General features: G+C 68.9%; 15 protein-coding genes. 8 read left to right on the top strand and 7 right to left on the bottom strand.

Annotated features, from left to right (window positions below; genetic code table 11):
* Nucleotides 1-8 precede the first annotated feature (8 nt).
* From Q5H91_RS09945 to Q5H91_RS09935, 3 genes are read right to left on the bottom strand one after another with little or no spacing between them, the layout of a single operon-like run.
* Nucleotides 9-1,526, bottom strand: a complete 1,518-nt coding sequence (locus tag Q5H91_RS09945) for a TadA family conjugal transfer-associated ATPase (protein ID WP_305173244.1) — start codon at nucleotides 1,524-1,526, stop codon at nucleotides 9-11.
* Between the two features lie 54 nt (nucleotides 1,527-1,580).
* Nucleotides 1,581-2,621, bottom strand: a complete 1,041-nt coding sequence (gene ada / locus Q5H91_RS09940; RefSeq protein WP_305173243.1) for a bifunctional DNA-binding transcriptional regulator/O6-methylguanine-DNA methyltransferase Ada — start codon at nucleotides 2,619-2,621, stop codon at nucleotides 1,581-1,583.
* Between the two features lie 49 nt (nucleotides 2,622-2,670).
* Entirely contained in the window at nucleotides 2,671-3,588 is a 918-nt protein-coding gene (locus Q5H91_RS09935) for a hypothetical protein (RefSeq protein ID WP_305173242.1), read from the bottom strand.
* Nucleotides 3,589-3,795: 207 nt separating this feature from the next.
* Between Q5H91_RS09935 and Q5H91_RS09930 the strand changes: the two genes are divergently transcribed.
* The 6 genes from Q5H91_RS09930 to Q5H91_RS09905 all read left to right on the top strand — a co-directional run bounded on the left by Q5H91_RS09930 (nucleotide 3,796) and on the right by Q5H91_RS09905 (nucleotide 9,232).
* Nucleotides 3,796-4,350, top strand: a complete 555-nt coding sequence (locus Q5H91_RS09930; protein ID WP_305173241.1) for a F0F1 ATP synthase subunit delta — start codon at nucleotides 3,796-3,798, stop codon at nucleotides 4,348-4,350.
* A 4-nt stretch (nucleotides 4,351-4,354) separates the two neighbouring features.
* The gene (gene atpA / locus Q5H91_RS09925; RefSeq protein ID WP_305173240.1) at nucleotides 4,355-5,884 is read left to right on the top strand and encodes a F0F1 ATP synthase subunit alpha; all 1,530 of its coding nucleotides are present in this window, start codon (nucleotides 4,355-4,357) and stop codon (nucleotides 5,882-5,884) included.
* Between the two features lie 73 nt (nucleotides 5,885-5,957).
* Nucleotides 5,958-6,830: a F0F1 ATP synthase subunit gamma gene (locus tag Q5H91_RS09920; protein WP_305173239.1), complete on the top strand. Its 873-nt coding sequence runs from the start codon at nucleotides 5,958-5,960 to the stop codon at nucleotides 6,828-6,830.
* A gap of 126 nt (nucleotides 6,831-6,956) precedes the next feature.
* Nucleotides 6,957-8,435, top strand: a complete 1,479-nt coding sequence (gene atpD, locus Q5H91_RS09915) for a F0F1 ATP synthase subunit beta (RefSeq protein ID WP_305173238.1) — start codon at nucleotides 6,957-6,959, stop codon at nucleotides 8,433-8,435.
* A complete protein-coding gene (locus Q5H91_RS09910; RefSeq protein WP_305173237.1) occupies nucleotides 8,432-8,974 on the top strand; it encodes a hypothetical protein in 543 nt (180 codons plus the stop codon). The genes atpD and Q5H91_RS09910 overlap by 4 nt, the downstream gene beginning before the upstream one ends.
* A gap of 3 nt (nucleotides 8,975-8,977) precedes the next feature.
* A complete protein-coding gene (locus Q5H91_RS09905; RefSeq protein ID WP_305173236.1) occupies nucleotides 8,978-9,232 on the top strand; it encodes an ATP synthase F1 subunit epsilon in 255 nt (84 codons plus the stop codon).
* On the opposite strand, the gene Q5H91_RS09900 is transcribed toward Q5H91_RS09905, so the two are convergent.
* A complete protein-coding gene (locus tag Q5H91_RS09900; RefSeq protein ID WP_305173235.1) occupies nucleotides 9,233-10,936 on the bottom strand; it encodes a hypothetical protein in 1,704 nt (567 codons plus the stop codon).
* A gap of 61 nt (nucleotides 10,937-10,997) precedes the next feature.
* A complete protein-coding gene (locus Q5H91_RS09895) occupies nucleotides 10,998-13,166 on the bottom strand; it encodes a primosomal protein N' (RefSeq protein WP_305173234.1) in 2,169 nt (722 codons plus the stop codon).
* A gap of 152 nt (nucleotides 13,167-13,318) precedes the next feature.
* Here Q5H91_RS09895 and Q5H91_RS09890 point away from each other — a divergent pair, with 152 nt between their 5' ends.
* Nucleotides 13,319-13,717: a Dabb family protein gene (locus Q5H91_RS09890; RefSeq protein ID WP_305173233.1), complete on the top strand. Its 399-nt coding sequence runs from the start codon at nucleotides 13,319-13,321 to the stop codon at nucleotides 13,715-13,717.
* Between the two features lie 14 nt (nucleotides 13,718-13,731).
* Nucleotides 13,732-14,625, top strand: a complete 894-nt coding sequence (locus tag Q5H91_RS09885) for a tyrosine recombinase XerC (protein WP_305173232.1) — start codon at nucleotides 13,732-13,734, stop codon at nucleotides 14,623-14,625.
* A gap of 3 nt (nucleotides 14,626-14,628) precedes the next feature.
* Here the strand turns inward: Q5H91_RS09885 and Q5H91_RS09880 are convergent, their stop codons facing one another.
* Entirely contained in the window at nucleotides 14,629-15,234 is a 606-nt protein-coding gene (locus Q5H91_RS09880) for a DedA family protein (protein WP_305173231.1), read from the bottom strand.
* Nucleotides 15,235-15,241: 7 nt separating this feature from the next.
* Nucleotides 15,242-16,213 carry a glutathione synthase gene (gshB, locus tag Q5H91_RS09875; RefSeq protein ID WP_305173230.1) on the bottom strand — a complete coding sequence of 324 codons (972 nt, stop codon included), beginning with the start codon at nucleotides 16,211-16,213 and terminating at the stop codon, nucleotides 15,242-15,244.
* Nucleotides 16,214-16,241: the final 28 nt, after the last annotated feature.

Here is a 16,241-nt window from a genome sequence, read left to right as displayed (position 1 = left end):
CCTCCGGATTACAGGCAGGCCTCGAGATAGGCCTGGTCGAACCCGAACTGCTTGGCCTTGTCGAGCGTGTAGGGGCGCAGACCCATCGAGCGATATTCGCCAATGATCTTGCCGTCGGACGACTCGTCCAGATATTCGAACTTGAACAGCTCCTGCGTGACGATCACCGGACCCTCCATGCCGATCACCTCGGTCACGTTGGTCACGCGGCGGCTGCCGTCGCGCAGGCGCTTCACCTGGATAATCATATCGACCGAATCGGCGATCTGGCGGCTGATCGCCTCCTTCGGCACCTTGATGTCCGACATCATCACCATGTTCTCCATACGCGCCAGCGCTTCGCGCGGGCTGTTGGAGTGGAGCGTACACATCGACCCGTCATGGCCCGTGTTCATGGCGGCGAGCATGTCGAAACACTCGCTGCCGCGGATTTCGCCCAGGATGATCCGGTCCGGGCGCATACGCAGCGCGTTCTTGACGAGGTCGCGGATCGAGATCTCGCCCTGACCCTCCAGGTTGGCGGGCCGGGTTTCCAGCGGCAGCCAGTGCGGCTGCTGCAGGCGAAGCTCGGCCGCGTCCTCGATCGTCAGCACGCGCTCGCCGGGGTCGATCATCTTCGACAGCGCATTCAGCATCGTTGTCTTGCCCGAACCGGTACCGCCGGAGATCACGACGTTGAACCGGCTGGCGCCCGCGATCTTCAGCGCGGTCGCCATCTTCGGCGACATGCTGCCGAAGCCCGCCATCATGTCGAGCGTGATCGGCTTGGCGGAGAATTTACGGATCGAGATGGCGGTGCCGCGCAGGGACAGCGGCGGCACGATGACATTGACGCGGCTGCCGTCCTTCAGGCGGGCGTCGGCGAGGGGGGTCGTCTGGTCGACGCGGCGGCCAACCGAGTTCACGATGCGCTGCGCGATCTGGAACAGATGCTCCTCGTCGCGGAACTGGATCGGTGCGATCTCCAGCTTGCCCTTGCGCTCGACATAGGTCTGGTCGGGACCGTTGACCATGATGTCGCTGATCGCCGGATCGGCCAGCAGCTCCTCGAGCGGCCCGAGGCCGAGCAGCTCGTCGACCAGCACCTTTTCCAGCGCGAACTGCTCGCGGCGATTGAGCGTCAGCTTCAGCTCGGCCAGCACTTCGCCGATGATCGGGCGGAATTCTTCGGCCAGCTCGTCCTTGCCCAGCGTCGCCGCGGCCTCGGGATCGACGCGCTCCAGCAGGCGGGGGAGGACCTGTTCCTTGATCTTGTGGATCGACTGCTCGAACCCCTCGACGCGGCTGTTGCCCGCCTCGCCGGACTGGGCCTGACGGTCGGCCAGCCGCTGCATCGCGTCCATCTGGCTGGCAGGCGTGCCGAGCGGATCGGTGTCGGTCGTGGGAAAGCCGGGCTCGTTGGCGGGTGCGACCTCTTCGACGCGCGGCGCCGGGCCGCCGCCCTGCATCGGCCGCGCGACTCCGAAGGCTGGCCGTGCCGCGTGTCCGCTCCCGATACCGCTCCGACGCCCGAACGCGCTGCTCATGTCATTTCCCTTGAGACCTGCCGGTCGGGGTAGTCGGCAAGGCTTTAGATTTGCCTAACCACGGCGTTTACGCTCCGCCTCCCAGGTCAGCAGGTCGCGCTTGCGCTCCGGGCCATAGGCATAGCCGCCCAGGCCGCCATCCGCGCGGAGTACCCGGTGGCAGGGGATCAGCACGGCCACCGCGTTGCTGCCGCAGGCGGTGCCCGCCGCGCGCACCGCCCCGGGCCGCCCGGCCATCGCGGCCAGCTCGGCATAGCTGCGCGTCTCACCCGCCGGGATGCTGCGCAGCGCCTGCCACACCGCCTCCTGAAATGCGGTGCCACGCACGTCGAGCGGCAACGCCAGATCGCGTCCGGGTTCCTCGACCTGTGCAACGACCTGCGCCGCCAGCCCGGCAAGGTCGTCATCGCCGGGGACGATGGTGGCATGGGGAAAACGCGCGCGGAGTGCCGCCTCGTCCTCGTCGAACGCCACGCGGCAGATGCCGCGCGCGGTCGCGGCGATCAGCAGCGCGCCGAGCACCGTCTCCGCCTGCGTCCAGCGGATCGTCTCACCAGCACCGCCCGCCCGCCAGGTTGCCGGCGCCATGCCGAGCCGGGGTGATGCCTCGTCGTAGAACCGGCTGGGCGCGGCATAGCCCGCCTCGTAGATCGCGTCGGTCACATTGCTCTCCCGGGTCAGCGCCTCGGCGGCGCGAGCGGTGCGGCGGGCACGGGCATAGGCGGCGGGGCTGACGCCGGTCGCGCGGGTGAACAGCCGCTGGAAATGATGCGGGGCATAGCCGACCTCCGCTGCCAGCTCGCCCAGCGTCGCCGGCTCGCCGCGGTCGAGCATCGCCGCCGCCCTGCTCACCGCGACCTGATCGCGCCCGGCCTCGTCGGGCAGGCAGCGCAGGCATGGCCGCAGCCCGGCCGTCCGCGCGGCGGCGCCGTCGGCGTGGAAGGATACGTTCTCGCGCCTCGGCCGCCGCGCCGGGCAGCTCGGGCGGCAGTAGATGCCGGTGGTGCGGACGCCGACCACGAACCGCCCGTCGGCGCCGCGGTCGCGGGCGGTGAAGGCGGCCCAGGCCGCTTCGCTGTCGATCGTCTGTTCCATGCCCCTGATCTACTACGCGCCGCCGCGGCCCGCATCCCGGAGCTTGCGGTCAAAGCGCGGCGAGGCGGCGCACATCCTCCTCACCGGCGGCCAGGCTCGCGACCCGGCCGAGCCCCTTGCTGACATCGCCGCCCGCCTTGGGCGCAAAGACCCGCGCGCGGGTGTAGAGGTCCGTCGCCTCGGCATAGTGGCCCGAAGCCTCTGCGCAGAGCGCGCGGTTGAACAGGGTCGGCCCATGATCGGGCGCCGCCTCGCCGATCTGCGCGAACGCCGCGCAGGCGGCGGACTGGTCGTGCTTGGTCAGCCGCACCGCGTCGTGGAACCGGTCGGCGAGATCGGGTGGCAGGCCGTCGCGATCCTCCTTGATCCGGATCGCGTAGCGCTCGCGATGCGGGGCGAGGTCGAGCCGCACCTCCTGTGCGATCGATTCGGTCATCGAGTGCAGCGCCGCATCGACACTGATCCCGACACCGCCATCCTCGCACCAGGAATCCGTGTCGCTGCGCGATTTCGGTACCGTGTAGAGCACGCGTCCGTCGCTGTGACGGACCAGCCGCAGGTCGGCGTGGAGCGTCACGGTGCGGCGGGTGCAGCCGACCCGGTACTTCGCGCGGCGCACGCACTTGTCGTCCTTCTTCTCGACGCAGCGCTCGCGCGTCTCGATATAGTTGAAGTCCTCGACTCCGGACGAGGCGCGGCCGGAGAGCAGCCCATCCGGGCGCAGCGAGGCCGCGACGATCCGGGCATGGGGCACGCCGTCCTCGCCCAATGTTGCCAGCCGCCGCTCGATGGCGACGCCCAGCGCGTCGCCGTCCGGTCCGTCGAACAGGTCGACGCCGATCGTGGGCAGCAGGCTGACCTCGCGCACGCCAGCCGCGAACACGCCGTCGACCCGCACCGTCTCGGCTGGGGCGGAGCCCGCCATCACCAACGCCACGATCGCCATCACGCCCGCCAGTCTGCGCATTCCGTCCTCCCCATCGCTCCTGCGGTCGTTACGCCCATGATGCTGAACGGCGCATGGCGGCGATCCTCCTTTGGCAAGGTTGCGTCCGCTCCGCTTGCATCCCCCGGCACCCCATGCTAGCCGCCCGCCAGCCCTTTGACAGGCGCGGTTTCGCGCCCAGTTCCTCTTGGGTCACCCGTTTTGAAATACGCGAGGGAACGAAGGTCCGTGGAGACATCCGGCGGTATTCAGGCAAGCCTATCCGGGCGTTACGCCTTCGCGCTGTTCGAGCTGGCGCGTGATGCAAAGACCATCGACGCCGTCGAGGCGAGCCTGACGACGCTGCGCGATGCGATGGCCCAGTCGGCCGACCTGCGCACGCTGACGACCAGCCCGGTAATCGCGCGCGGCGCCGCGGCCAAGGCGATCCTCGCCGCCGCCGACCAGATGGGCCTCGATCCCGCAACCCGCAATTTCCTCGGCGTGCTCGCCGAGAATCGCCGTCTGGGGCAGCTGCCCGCGATCATTCGCGCCTTCCGCACCCTCGCCAGCCGCCATCGCGGCGAGGCGACGGCGGAGGTGGTCAGCGCCCATCCGCTCGACGGCCCCCAGGTCGACGCGCTGAAGCAGCAGCTGCGCCAGCGCGTCGGGCGCGAGGTGGCGGTCGACCTGTCGATCGATCCCGCGCTCCTCGGCGGTCTGGTCGTCCGCATCGGTTCCCAGATGATCGACTCGTCGATCCGCACTCGTCTCAATTCTCTCGCGCACGCGATGAAGGGCTAAGCAAATGGATATCCGCGCCGCAGAAATCTCGAAGGTCATCAAGGACCAGATCGCCAATTTCGGCACCGAGGCCCAGGTCTCGGAAACCGGCCAGGTGCTGTCGGTTGGCGACGGCATCGCGCGCATCTATGGCCTCGACAACGTCCAGGCGGGCGAGATGGTCGAGTTCGCCAATGGCGTGCAGGGCATGGCGCTGAACCTTGAGGCCGATAACGTCGGTGTCGTGATCTTCGGCTCGGACGCCGAGATCAAGGAAGGCGACGTCGTCAAGCGCACCGGCACCATCGTCGACGTGCCGATCGGCAAGGGGCTGCTCGGCCGCGTCGTCGACGGCCTCGGCAACCCGATCGATGGCAAGGGGCCGATCGTCGCCGACCAGCGCAGCCGCGTCGAGGTGAAGGCGCCCGGCATCATCCCGCGCCAGTCGGTGTCGGAGCCGATGCAGTCGGGCCTGAAGGCGATCGACGCACTGGTGCCGGTCGGCCGTGGCCAGCGCGAGCTCATCATCGGCGACCGCCAGACCGGCAAGTCGGCCGTCGCGATCGACGCCTTCATCAACCAGAAGGGCGTGAACGCCGGTTCGGACGAGTCGAAGAAGCTCTACTGCGTCTATGTCGCGGTCGGGCAGAAGCGCTCCACCGTCGCGCAGCTGGTCAAAACGCTGGAAGAAAATGGCGCGATGGAATATTCCATCGTCGTCGCCGCCACCGCGTCGGAGCCGGCGCCGATGCAGTTCCTCGCGCCCTATACCGGCGCCGCGATGGGCGAGTATTTCCGCGACAACGGCATGCACGCCCTGATCGTGTTCGACGATCTGTCGAAGCAGGCGGTCGCCTATCGCCAGATGTCGCTGCTGCTGCGCCGTCCGCCGGGCCGTGAGGCGTATCCGGGCGACGTGTTCTATCTCCACTCGCGCCTGCTGGAGCGCGCCGCCAAGATGTCGGACGCGAACGGCGGCGGCTCGCTGACCGCGCTGCCGATCATCGAGACGCAGGCGGGCGACGTGTCGGCGTACATCCCGACCAACGTGATCTCGATCACCGACGGCCAGATCTTCCTTGAAACCGACCTGTTCTTCGCCGGCATCCGCCCGGCGATCAACGTCGGCCTGTCGGTCAGCCGCGTCGGCTCGGCCGCGCAGACCAAGGCGATGAAGAAGGTGTCCGGCTCGATCAAGCTCGAGCTGGCGCAGTATCGCGAGATGGCGGCGTTCGCGCAGTTCGGCTCGGACCTCGACGCCTCGACCCAGCGCCTGCTGAATCGTGGTGCGCGCCTGACCGAGCTGTTGAAGCAGGCCCAGTTTTCGCCCATGCCGTTCGAGGAGCAGACCGCTTCGATCTTCGCCGGCACCAACGGCTATCTCGACAAGGTCGCGGTGCAGGATGTGACCCGCTACGAGGCGGCGATGCTGCAGGACCTGCGCGCCAACCACGCCGGCGTCCTCACCAAGATCCGCGAGACCCGCGATCTGGGCGACGAGGCGAAGTCGGGGCTGAAGGCCGCGCTCGACCAGTTCGCGAAGACGTTCGCCTGAACCCCATGTGTCCCCGCGAAGGCGGGGACCCAGTCTGGGCTCCCGCTTCCGCGGGAGCACATAAAGGACGCAAATGGCTAGTTTGAAGGCCCTCAAGGTTCGGATCAACTCGGTCAAGTCGACCCAGAAGATCACCAAGGCGATGAAGATGGTCGCCGCCGCCAAGCTGCGCCGTGCGCAGGAAGCGGCGCAGAACGGCCGTCCCTATGCCGAGCGTCTGGAAGCGGTGATGGCATCGCTGGCCGGCCGCGTCGGCGGGGTGGGGGCGTCGCCGCTGCTCGCCGGCACCGGCAAGGATCAGGTCCAGCTGATCGTCGTCGCGACGTCGGAGCGCGGGCTGGCGGGCGCGTTCAACTCGAACATCGTCCGCGCCGCCCGCCGCAAGGCCGACGAACTGATCGCGCAGGGCAAGACGGTGAAGTTCTACATCGCCGGCAAGAAGGGGCGCGTGCTGCGCCGCTTCTTCCCCGACGCGATCCTCGCCGATCACGAGATGGGCCATATCAAGACGGTCGCGTTCGACGACGCCCGCGCCGTCGCTGACGACCTGATCGCGCGGTTCCTGAAGGGCGAGTTCGACGTCGCGCACCTGTTCTATTCGAAGTTCGTCTCGGCGCTGGTGCAGGAGCCGATGGGTATCCAGATCATCCCGGTCCCGATGCCGGCGAAGACCGCCGCAACCGGCGCCGCCGCCGTCGTCGAGTACGAGCCCGACGAGGAGTCGATCCTCGCCGAGCTGCTGCCCCGCAATATCGCCGTCCAGATCTTCCGCGCCTTGCTGGAGAATGCGGCGTCGGAGCAGGGCAGCCGGATGAACGCCATGGACAATGCCACACGCAACGCCGGCGACATGATTAACCGCCTGTCGATCCAGTATAACCGTACCCGCCAGGCCGCGATCACGACCGAGCTGGTGGAAATCATCTCGGGCGCCGAGGCGCTGTAGTATCCGCATACCGTCATCCCCGCGAAGGCGGGGATCCAGACGCGCAGCCTGCGTGATGGATCGAGACGGCAGAGTTTATGGATTCCCGCCTTCGCGGGAATGACGATGAAGGCAAGGACGCAACCGATGGCAACCGCCGCTGAAGACATCCGCCCGACCGCAACGGGCGCCACCAACAATGTCGGTACGATCGCCCAGGTGATCGGCGCCGTCGTCGACGTGCATTTCCCCGATCGCCTGCCGGCGATCCTGTCGGCGCTGGAGACCAGCAACAACGGCACCAAGCTGGTGCTGGAGGTCGCGCAGCATCTGGGCGAGAACACCGTCCGCACGATCGCGATGGATGCGACCGAGGGTCTGACCCGCGGCCAGTCGGTCAACGACACCGGCGCGCAGATCTCGGTGCCGGTCGGTCCGGCGACGCTGGGCCGCATCATGAACGTCATCGGTGAGCCGATCGACGAGCGTGGCCCGGTTGCCACCGACCTGCGCGCGCCGATCCACGCCTCGGCCCCGCTGTTCGTCGACCAGTCGACCGAGAGCGCGATCCTGGTCACCGGCATCAAGGTCATCGACCTGCTCGCCCCCTACGCCAAGGGCGGCAAGATCGGCCTGTTCGGCGGCGCGGGCGTCGGCAAGACGGTGCTGATCCAGGAGCTTATCAACAACATCGCGAAGGGCCATGGCGGCACCTCGGTGTTCGCGGGCGTCGGCGAGCGCACCCGCGAGGGCAACGACCTCTATCACGAGTTCCTCGACGCGGGCGTCATCGCCAAGAACGAGGCGGGCGAGCCGATCAGCGAGGGTTCGAAGGTCGCGCTGGTATTCGGCCAGATGAACGAGCCGCCGGGGGCCCGCGCCCGCGTCGCGCTGTCGGGCCTGACCATCGCCGAATATTTCCGCGATCAGGAGGGGCAGGACGTTCTGTTCTTCGTCGACAACATCTTCCGCTTCACTCAGGCGGGCGCGGAAGTGTCGGCACTGCTCGGCCGCATCCCGTCGGCGGTGGGCTATCAGCCGACCCTGTCGACCGACATGGGCGCGCTGCAGGAGCGGATCACCTCGACCAACAAGGGTTCGATCACCTCGGTGCAGGCCGTCTACGTCCCCGCGGACGATCTCACCGATCCGGCGCCGGCGACCTCGTTCGCCCATCTGGACGCGACGACCGTGCTCAACCGTGCGATCTCGGAACTCGGCATCTATCCGGCGGTCGATCCGCTCGATTCGACCAGCCGCGTGCTCGAGCCGCGCATCGTCGGGCAGGAGCATTACGACACGGCGCGCGCCGTCCAGTCGCTGCTTCAGCGCTATAAGTCGCTGCAGGACATCATCGCGATCCTGGGCATGGACGAGCTGTCCGAAGAGGATAAGCTGACCGTCCAGCGCGCCCGCAAGATCCAGCGCTTCCTGTCGCAGCCGTTCCACGTCGCCGAGGTCTTCACCGGCATCAGCGGCAAGTTCGTGCAGATTGAGGACACGATCCGCAGCTTCAAGGGCGTGGTGAACGGCGATTACGACCACCTGCCGGAAGCGGCCTTCTACATGGTCGGCGGCATCGACGAGGCGGTCGCCAAGGCCGAGAAGCTGGCGCAGGAGGCGTGATCGGCACGGCGGCACTGCTGCTCGCGATCGCGCCTGTTGCTGGACAGGCGGACGCGGGCAGCAATGTCGCCGCAATCGATAGGGCGGTCGCGGCTTGCGAGCGCTGGCTGCTCGACCCGGCCAGCTGGTCGGACGACATCGCGGCCTTCGGGCGAGCGGAGGGGTTAGAGCCGCAAGACCGCGTACCCGACGTGGCCCTGCCGCCACCCGCGATGCGGATGGCCTTGCATTACTGGCGCGTGCCGGTTGGCAAAGGTGGGATCTATGTCACGACTTCCGATCGCTTGCCCTTCTGCCACCTATCCGGTGGTGGTCCGGCCGACCTTCAGCCTGCCGTCGCCGCCGCGGTCGGTACGCCGGCATTCGCCCGGCACTGGCGGCAGACCGGCACCGGCGAGCGAGCGGGGATGACCAGCTGGCGCTTCGTCAGCACGGCCGATCCCGCCATGACCATGACCCTGTCCAGCCCGGCGAGTGCGGGCGGTCCGACCGACCGCGTCCAGCTGCTCGCCACCATCCAGTATCAGACCGGAAACTGACCGATGCCTCTCCACTTTGAACTCGTCACGCCTGAGAAGCTCCTCCGCTCGGAGGAGGTGCACATGGTCACCGTCCCCGGCACCGAAGGCGACTTCGCCGTACTGGAGGGGCATGCCCCCTTCATGTCGACGATCCGTGACGGTCAGCTGCTGGTCCAGCGTACCGCCGGCGGCGCGCCCGAGCCGATCGCGATCCGCGGCGGCTTTGCCGAGGTCAGCGACAAGGGTCTGACCGTCCTCGCCGAGCACGCCGATTGATTAGTCGAGCGGCAGCGGGGTTCCGCAGCGCAGGCGGCGGAGCTGCTCGGCCCGCTCGCCTGCCTCGCGATCGTTGACGACCCGGTCGGGATCGACCGGTATGCCGAGCCGGCGCGCTTCGACCTCGCCGAGCACCATGACGCGGGATTGCGCGCATAGCCGTGCGATGGCGAGTTCCGGCACATAGCCCAGATCGAGCAGCACCGGGCCACCGCCTCTCTGCACCCGCACGATGTCCTGAAGGTACGCGCCGGCGCGTGTGTCGACCATCACATAGTCGGCGTCCGCAGACCGCACCGCGTGCCACGCAGCCTCGTAGGGCGCGCTCGCCACCATCGTCCGCCACGCGGCGAACGGCAGCGTTACCAGCGCAGCGAACGCCGCTCCTGCCGCGAGGATCATGCCCGGCAGCGGTCGGCCGATCCGCTCCTCCAGCGCCAGCCATCCCCCCGCCGCCAACAGGCAGAAGCAGGGGATCAGGTGGTGGAGGTAGCGATAGCCATAGCCGTGATCCTGCATCACCATCGTCGCCAGGCCCATCGCGCACGCGATCGCGCAGCCGATCAGGACGCGGGCGGACCCCGTGGTCCGGCGCACCGCCCCTGCACCGACGATCGTCAGCGGTAGGAGGAGGATGTTCTGCCACGCGATGAAGCGCGTCAGGCTTTCGCTGACCTGCAACTGGCTGAGCCGCCACAGGACCGGACTGACGCCCGGCGGCGGCCCGGTGCCGCTCACGACCAGGGCGCGACCCAGTTCGGCATCGAGCAGCCCCGGCCAGGCATAGCGCCACAGCAGCCAGTAGGACACGCAGGCGAGGAGGTAGCAGCCCGCCAGCCGATAGCGCCGGTCGCTGGCCAGCCACAGCACGAAGCCGAGCACGAACGCGATGTGGAAATGCACCTGGTGCAGCCCCGAGGCGAACAGGCCGACGACCATCGCCGCCGCGTGGCCGCGCCGGTCGCCGCGCGTGAAGCACGCCAGCCACAGCGCATTCAGGGCGAAGTGCCCAGTCATCGCGAAGGGCGTGGCCGCGTTGACGATCACCTGGGTGGAGGTCAGCGCGAGGACGATCGCCACCGTCGCACCGTGCGGACGGTCGGGCCAGATCCGCCGTGCTGCCGATGCCAGCGCCAGCGCGCCGCCGAGCAGCAGCAGCGGCCCCGCCAGCCATTGGTCGCCCAACCGCTCCGCCAATGCCCGAATCGCGGCGTTCACCGGCAGGTAATTGGATACCCACATGCCGGGGCGCACGGTCGTGTGCATCGGCATCATCGCCTGGGCGAGATCGCGCAGCGATGCCGGAATGGGCCAGCCGAGCCGCCCGCCCGCCATATAGGTCGCCGCGAATGTGGCGGACTGCTCGTCGCGTGACACGGCATAATGGTGAAAGATCACGAAGCAGCCGACATAGGCGACCAGCGCGGCGGCGGACGACCATAGGAGCATCCGCGCATGCGTCGCCGGGACGACCGGCGCTCCGCGCATCGGCCAACAGGCGAGCCCCAGCAGCGCCAGCCCGCCCGCCGCCAACATCCACGCATCCTGGTCGAAGAAGTAGCCGGCGGCCAGGCTGGTCGCGCTGTTCACGGTCAGCAGCCAGCCGACCATCAGCGCGATCGCCAGCTGGAACACCGCGGCCACGACGGCGATCCGCCGCCAATCATCACCGCCTGCGGGCATGTCCTGCTCGTTCGCCATCATCGCACCCGGCTTGACGGTGGCATGGTTAAGACGCTGTTACCGATCGGCGGAACGGATCGGTTTACAGAAAGCTGTACGGATCCACGTCGACCGCAACCCGCGCCTTGGCCGACCATTCCAATCCGCCAAGCCAGTCGCGGATGATGTCCTGCACGTCCAGCGCGCGACGCGCATGGACGAGCAGGCGGTACCGGTGGCGGCCGCGCAGCATCGCGAGCGGGGCGGGGGCGGGGCCATAGACCGCCATCCCCTCGACCCGCGGTGCCGATCGGCCGACGAGCAGCGCGGTCTCGTGCGCGCACGCCCGGTCCTCCGATGAAACGATGATCGCCGCATAGCGCCCGAACGGCGGCGCACCCGCGTCGCGCCGGGCCGCGGTCTCGGCGGTGTAGAAGGCGTCCGCGTCGCCGGTCACCAGCGCGCGCATCACCTGCGCCTTGGGCGAGTGGGTCTGGATCATGACATGGCCGGGCTTCTCGCCGCGGCCGGCGCGGCCGGACACCTGCCGTATCTGCTGGAACGTCCGCTCCGCCGCGCGCAGGTCGCCGCCCTCCAGCCCCAGATCGGCGTCGACCACCCCGACCAGCGTCAGGTTGGGGAAGTGGTACCCCTTGGTTACCAGCTGGGTGCCGACGACGATGTCGATGTCGCCCGCCTCCATCCGGCCGACGAACTCCGCCGCCTTGGCCGGCGACCAGATCGTGTCGCTGGTGACGACCGCGGTCTTCGCCTCGGGGAACAGCAGCGCCACCTCGTCCGCGATCCGCTCGACACCAGGGCCGCAGGCGACCAGCGAGTCCTCCGCCTTGCATTCTGGGCAGGCGCGCGGGGTCGGCATGACATGGCCGCAGTGATGGCAGGCGAGCCGTCGGGTCAGCCGATGCTCGACCATCCAGGCGGTGCAATTGGGGCACTGGAAGCGGTGCCCGCAGGTCCGGCACAGCGTCAGCGGCGCATATCCGCGGCGGTTGAGGAACAGCAGCGATTGCTCCCGCCGTTCCAGCCGTTCGCGCAGGCTCGCGACCAGCTTCGGCGCCAGCCAGCGGCCCCGCTCCGGCGGGGTGGCGATCAGGTCGATCGCCTCGATCGTCGGCAGCTCGGCGGGACCGTAGCGACCGGGCAGCTGCACTTCGGCATAGCGGCCGAGCGCGACCTGCTGGCGCGTCTCGATCGCGGGCGTGGCGCTCGCCAGGATTACCGGGCAGCTCTCGAACTTGCCACGCATCACCGCCACGTCGCGGGCGTGATAATGGACGCCGTCCTCTTGCTTGAAGCTCGTCTCGTGCGCCTCGTCGACGACGATCAGGCCCAGGTTGTGATAGGGCAGGAACAGCGCCGACCGCGCGCCGACCGTCACCAGCGCCTGCCCGCTGGCGATCGCGCGCCACGCGCGGCGGCGCTGGGATGAGCGCAGGCCGGAGTGCCAGGCGACCGGCTCGCACCCGAACCGGTCGTGGAAGCGCTTCAGGAACGGCTCGGTCAGTGCGATCTCGGGCAGCAGCACCACCGTTTGTTGCCCGGCGCGGATCGCGGCGGCGACCGCCTCGAAATAAACTTCGGTCTTGCCTGATCCGGTCACCCCGTCGAGCAGGGTCGGCGCAAAGGCGCGCGCCGCGACGTCGGCGACCAGCGTATCGGCGGCGGCGCGCTGGTCGGTCGACAGAGTCGGCGCACCGTGATCGGGATCGGGCAGCGGAAAGGGGCTGTCGATGTCGACCTCTACCCCCTCCAGCGCGCCGGCCTTGACCAGCCCGCGGATCACCGCGTCGGACACGTCGGCGGTCGTCGCCAGCTCGCGGATCAGCCCCTGGCGGTCACCGATCCGCTCCAGCGCCTGCGCGCGCTGCGGGGTCAGGCGGTCGGGCACCTCGCCCGTCGCGCGGTACTCGGTAACGCTACGCGCGCCCTCCAGCGCCGAGGTGGAGGACAGGCACATGCGCAGCACCGCGGCAGGCGGGGCGAGGTAATAGGCCGCCGTCCACTCGACCAGTCGTCGCAGCGACGCCCCCAATGGCGGCACCTCCGCTTTGGCGAGTAGGGGCCGCAGCCGATTGTCGCCGACCTCCGCGTCCGACGGCATGAACTCCGGTTCCCACACCACGCCCAGCAGCTGGCGCGGACCCAGTGGCGCGACGACGATCGATCCGGGCTCCACCGCCATGCCGTGCGGCACGCGGTAATCGAGCGGCCCCAGCGCAGCGTTGAGGATCAGGACACGGGCTCGGGACATGATGGCGCCCATATGGGGCGGAACGGGGGAGGCGGAAAGGCGGGGCAGCGACTCGCCAGCGGGTGACGGGCGTGGCACGGTCGCCCAGAATTACTGCAGCGCCCAACCGCCTGCCGCTTCGCCGCGGGCGCCGTTGATGTGAAAGGATAATCATGAGCCTGAACCGTCGTCACTGGATTGCCCTGCTTGCGACACTGGGTCTGGCGCCTGCCGCTGCGGGGGCGGCCGGTCCGAAGGGCAAGCGGCAGCTCGTCCACCATGTCTTCTTCTGGCTGAAGAATCCGGGCAGCGCGGCCGATCGCGATGCGCTGATCGCAGGACTGGGGACGCTGCGGGCCATTCCCGTCATCCGTGACCTGCGGATCGGGGTGCCGGCCGCGACAGAGGATCGGTCGGTGGTGGACAGCAGCTACAGCGTGTCCGAACTGATGGTCTTCGACAGCGTCGCGGATCAGGCCCGCTATCAGGATCATCCCGTCCATCAACGCTTCGTCGCGACCTGCGGGCATCTGTGGGACCGGGTCGTGGTGTACGACAGCATCGACGTCTGATCGACACCGGCACCGTGTCCGCCCATCTGCCCCATCCGCTTGCCGTCGACTGGGCCGCGCATCTCGCGCGGGACCGGCGGCGGTCGGCGCATACGGTCAGGGCCTATCACGCGACAGCGGACCGCCTGCTGGCCTTTCTGGCGGAGCATTGGGGCGGGGCGGTCGACCGGTCAGCGCTGGCGGCGATCTCCACGGCGGACCTGCGCGCCTATCTGGCGCATCGCCGCGGCGGCGGGCTGGGCAATGCATCGGCGGCGCGGGAATTGTCGGCGGTGCGCGGGTTTCTGGCCTTTGCTGGCGCCGCCGCGCCGCCGGTGAAGGGACCGCGCAAGCCGCGATCGATCCCGCGCCCCGTCGCGCCGGCCGACGTGGTGGCGCTGGCCGAGGACGTCGCCGACGAGGCGCGCGAGCCATGGCTGGCGGCGCGGGACTGGGCGGTGCTGATGCTGCTCTACGGCGCGGGCTTGCGCATCGGCGAGGCGCTGGCGTTGCCCGGTGGGGTGCTGCCGCTGGGTGAGACGCTGGCCGTCACCGGTAAGCGTGCCAAAACGCGCATCGTGCCGCTCCTGCCGCAGGTCCGCGCCGCGATCGAGAGCTATGCCCGCCAGTCGCCCTGGCCGATCATGCGCGACGAACCGCTGTTCCGCGGTGCGAAGGGCGGGCCGCTCGACCCTGCGATCATCCGCCGCGCGGTGCAGGGCGCGCGCACCCGGCTGGGGCTGGGTGAGCGGACGACGCCGCACGCGCTGCGCCACAGCTTCGCCACCCACCTGCTGGGCCGCGGCGCCGACCTGCGGGCGCTCCAGGAGCTGCTCGGCCATGCCAGCCTCGCCTCGACCCAGATCTACACCGCGGTCGATGCCGCGCATCTGCTCGACGTCTATCGCCACGCCCATCCGCGTGCCTGAGGTTCAGCGCCGGGCGCGGGGTTTCCAGGTGACGACGCGGTAGATGTAGAACAGCGTGATCCCGACCATCAGCGCGATCGCCGCCGGGCCGACATAGCGGTCCAGCTCCGCGAAGCGCCGGTCGAGGAACAGCCCCGCGGCGGCCAGCACCGCGTTCCAGATCGCCGATCCCGCCGCCGTCCACAGCAGGAAGCGCCAGCGCGGCATCGCCGACATGCCGGCGGGCAGCGACACCATCGTCCGGAAGGTCGGCATGAAGCGGAACACGAACACCACCCAGCCACCGCGGTCGTGGAAGAATCGGGTGATGTGCTCGACATCCTCCCACTCCACGGTCAGCCAGCGCCCCCAGCGATCGACGAAGGGCTTCAGCCCCTGATAGCCGAAGCGCCGCCCGATCCAGTACCAGAAGTAATTGCCCGCCACCGTGCCGGCGGTGCCCGCGGCGATCAGCCAGCCGAGCTGCATCTGCCCGCGCGCGACGGCCATCCCGCCCAGGCCCATGATGACCTCCGACGGGATCGGCGGGACGATATTCTCCAGCGCCATCAGGAGGAAGATGCCCCAATAGCCGCCACGGGCGATCAGTTCGACGATGAAACCGGTCATGCGCGGCTCAACGCCGCGCGGCGAGGTTCCGTTCGCCGATATTCTTCTCGATCGCGTCCCAGATCATGCCGGCGACGTCGGTACCGTCGAACCGCTCGATCGCGACGATGCCGGTCGGGCTGGTGACGTTGATCTCGGTCAGCCACTCGCCGCCGATCACGTCGATGCCGACGAACAGCAGCCCGCGCCGCTTCAGCTCCGGCCCCAGTACCGCGCAGATCTCGCGCTCGCGCTCGGTCAGTTCGGTCTTCTCGGCCGATCCGCCGACCGCCAGGTTGCTTCTGATCTCGCCCTCGCCCGGCAGGCGGTTGATCGCGCCCGCAACCTCGCCGTCGACCAGCACGATGCGCTTGTCGCCCTTCGCCACCGCCGGCAGGAACGCCTGGACCATGTGCGGTTCGCGCCAGGTCTGGTTGAACACCTCGATCAACGCCGACAGGTTGTCGCCGTCCGGCCCGACGCGGAAGATCGCCTTGCCGCCATTGCCGTGGAGAGGCTTGATGACGATCGCGCCGTGCTGCTTCAGGAAGGCGCGTGTCTCGTCCAGCGAGCGCGTAACCAGCGTCGGCGGCATGAACTGCGGATAGTCGAGGACGAACACCTTTTCCGGCGCGTTGCGGACACTGCGCGGATTGTTGACCACCAGCGTCCGCTCGGCGACCCGCTCCAGCAGGTGCGTGGCGGTGATATAGCCGAGGTCGAACGGCGGATCCTGGCGCATCAGCACCACGTCCGCCTGCTCGCCCAGATCGAGGCTGACCGCCTCGTCGAAGCGGAAATGATCGCCCACCATTCGCTGCACCGTAACCGGGTGCGCCCGCGTCCACAGCCGCCCGTCCGACCAGTTCAGGTCCTCCGCGGCGTAATGGAACAGGCGGTGCCCGCGCGCCTGCGCCGACAGCATCAGCGCGAAGGTCGAATCGCCCGCGATGTTGATCGTCTCGATCGGGTCCATCTGGACGGCGACGGTCAGGGTCATTCAGCTTCCTCGACAGGGGTTCGCGACT

The sequence above is a fragment of the Sphingomonas aurea genome, assembly GCF_030678875.1.
GTDB classification, from domain to species: domain Bacteria; phylum Pseudomonadota; class Alphaproteobacteria; order Sphingomonadales; family Sphingomonadaceae; genus Sphingomonas; species Sphingomonas aurea.
This window is presented reverse-complemented; position numbering and strand designations above follow the sequence as displayed.